Source organism: Haloarcula mannanilytica (assembly GCF_005406125.1).
GTDB lineage: Archaea > Halobacteriota > Halobacteria > Halobacteriales > Haloarculaceae > Haloarcula > Haloarcula mannanilytica.
The window spans coordinates 1-3376 of record NZ_BIXZ01000026.1; the positions used below are offsets into that span (position 1 = coordinate 1).

Here is a 3376-nt window from a genome sequence, read left to right on the forward strand (position 1 = left end):
ACGGGGAGCACATTCGCAACGCTGATGCTGAGTAGCTCTGTCCGACGGCTGTTCTCTGTACTGAGAAGCCGTCTGGCCAGGGGCATTACTCTGTGATGACAGCGTCTACCGTATGAATGAACTGATTATGGAGCTAACTGTACCACTCTGTGGGTCTATGAACCGGCTAGTGAGTCTAATACGAACTGTCAATCGATGTTAGGGATTCGATCTGCGTCTCCCCACAAGCCATAATTTCAGTTTCGTCCACCAAATCCAGGCACACAGACCTGGCTTCGGTTACTGCGATGCGTTCTCACTATGGACTCGGGGATCAGTGTCCGGTTTGACCCGGCACCTGACGCATCACTTACGACAGAAGAAACCGACACTGACAGCTGTTCACGGCTGGTTTCTCTGTTCGTCTCGTTTAGCAGCTAGAACGATTGCGGAGTGATACCCGCTAGGAAGCCGGAACCGTACCCCAGATTGGCTATACAGTCAATCAGACTCGGATAGCCGTTCTCCCGGAGCCTGCCTGTCTCGTTCATACTGTGAACATCTGTTCCAAGGGAATCTATACAGTATGGGAAATCCGATAGAGTGTATGAGTTTCCGGCCGATATCTGAGTTGAATTACATCATAAGGCCTTAACCCTCATGCTTTTTGGCTAGCCTAAAATCCGAAAGTTATATATCTGCTTTAGGCTGGCCTAAGATACGTGGCACGGAATACTGATACCATGATAGAATCGATCCACCCAGGCTGTGTGTTCGACGCAGTTCGAACACCCGCCCTGATACCACCCCCGTCCGATACCGACGTAACACCGGAAACAGCCGTTACGGAAAAACTTCGCAGTGTGTTTCTCACGGCTCTCGTGGTGTTTTCCCTCTTTGCCGGCACCGTCGCGTTCTCCGGTAGTGCGGCCGCCGCTGCAAACGTCAGTGTCGAACAGGCAGTGGAGTACTCAGGAAGTGGGGGTGGGGAAGGAACGGTCGAACTGGCGCTGAACGACTCGGTGACGAACGGTCTGGACGGTAACGACGAACTTGAACTCTATCTCGACGGGACGGAAGTCTCCGATTCGCTGTTCGACGGTGTTACTCAGGACGGTACTAACGGTCGGGTCGAAATCGCCCTCACCCGTGACGTGACACCGAACCGGAACCTGACGGTCAAACTCACAGATTTCGCGGGTGGCACTCTCACGGCGACGGATATCGATGTGACTTCGCGAACGTTTACACCCGGCTCGGGCGAACAGTGGAATACGGATGTCTACCAGGGTGAACTCATTGCTATCGAAGACCCGGACGCCGGTCTCGACACGGATGTCCATATCGATGAGAAAGACGGTGCCCTTCTCTTCGAAGGTAGCTACATCGACAACAGCCAAGTCTTCGTCTTCGACACTGCGGATCTGGAACCTGGTCAGAGCTACGAAGCTGCGTCCGGATCCGATACGGCCGAATTCGATGTCAAGAATCTTCGCCTCGATGTCGAAATCGACGATGCAAATGTCACTGACAAAGACAGTATCGTCGCTGAGGTAACTGCTGTCTGGGGCGGGCTACCAGCGGAGGCCACGCTGCTTGACAACGACGACAACGAAATCGACTCGATTGTCAAGGATCTCGATGGCTCGGAGCCCGTCGGGTTCGACTTCGGATCCCGCTCGACTGACGGCTCCCCCTACACAGTCAGGATCACGGACAACGAGACTGGGATCACGAACACATCTGAAGAGATATCCGTCAATGAAAGCCAGGAGGGTGAAGCGAGCCTAGCCGAAAACGTCGTCTCTGAGGAACGCGGTGACGTAGCCAGTATCACGTACAGCCTCTCGAACACGGAGGACGGCTACATCGTCATCGGTGACAAGAGCGAGGACAACTACGCGATTTCCGGCCAGATCACGGACGACGACGGCGACGGTGAAGTCACCGTTCAGTTCAACAGCTACCTCGCCGGGGTCCCCAACAGCGGGAACAGTAGCATCGCCGCAAGTGATGTTCTCAGCGCCGCCGGCGACGACGAGATCTCCGATGTCAGCGAGAGCGGCGCGTTCAAACGAAGCAACCTCACAGTCGAAACGTTGGATGCAACCAGCTACACAATGACCGTTACCGCTGGCACAAGCCGAAGCAGTTCCCCCGATAGTGTCGGGACACTCCAACTCAAGGAGCGCTCGACTGAGCGAATGCAGAGTTGGGTGGCACCACAGGATGCTGATCTCACGGCGACCGATATCGATATTTACGACCGCATCGGCACGAATCTCACACAGTCAGACGATATCGCTGCCGGCGACATCGTCGTCCATCGGATCACCGCTTCCGGTGTCGAAGGACCGATCGAATACCGACAGGATGTCAAGGGGGCACAGGACGCCACGGCTGCCTTCCTCCAGACAGCAGGTGACAACGGGACATTCAGCCTTCAGATCGACCGAACAAACACCGGTGCGAACGCCGAATCGGCCCCGCTCCAACTCAACAGTTCCAACCTGGCCGTCGTTCAGGATCCGGACAACAACACGTACTTCATCGCCGTCGAACTCGCTAACGCGGACTATCAGAGTGGCACGCCGGTCCACGATGATAGTGCCGATGAAATAACATCGGAATTCTCAGTTACGGATGAAACGGGATTGACCGACGGAGGCGACAGCATCGAAGACAGCTACGAGATTACGGAGCGTGACGCGACGCTCGACACGGACGGCAACATAGTCGCCGTGCAGGCCGCCGCGGAGCAGTCCGTTTCGGGGACGACGACGGTTGCCCCAGGCTCGGAGATCAAGGTCCAACTCAAATCCGACAGTGACGCGAATCCGTTCATGACCCAATCAACGGCGACGGTTACACCGAATAAAACGTTCACAGCATCGGTCGGCATTAGCGATTACGCCACCGGTACGAACTTCACCGCATCAGTGCTTGATGTCAATGGAGAGCAGTTCGGTGTCTCCGAAGACGGACAGATTGTGACAGTGGCTACTACCAACGACAGTAATCTGTCTGCTGGTTCGGACGGCACCAATCCTGAAATCGCGACTGAAGAGCCGACGCGACAGGCTACTGCGGAACGGACCGAGGAGTCGACTGCTGTCTCGACCGACTCTACGACTGACCGAGCGACTGAGGCGGCGACCACGGTTGTGAGTCCGGTTGAACCGACGGAAGCCGGAACGACGCCCGCCTCCGGTCCTGGATTTACCATGGCTGGGGCACTTATCGCCCTCGTCGCCGCGGTGCTCCTGACCGCCCGTTGCGACCCGTAATTCAAGCCGACCCCAAACAGACGTTTTTTGTCAGGCTACGTTGGCAACCGCCGTTATCGGGATAGCTAGATATCTATCCGTGACGTTTTGCACTTCTTAGATTGCTCAAT

The 3376-nt window shown here is 55.8% G+C and carries 1 protein-coding gene; it reads left to right on the forward strand.

Annotated features, from left to right (window positions below; translation table 11 throughout):
- Window positions 1-842 precede the first annotated feature (842 nt).
- Window positions 843-3266, forward strand: coding sequence for a DUF7827 domain-containing protein (locus tag Harman_RS21130; protein WP_235007300.1), 2424 nt, complete (start codon window positions 843-845; stop codon window positions 3264-3266).
- The last annotated feature ends 110 nt before the right edge of the window (window positions 3267-3376 follow it).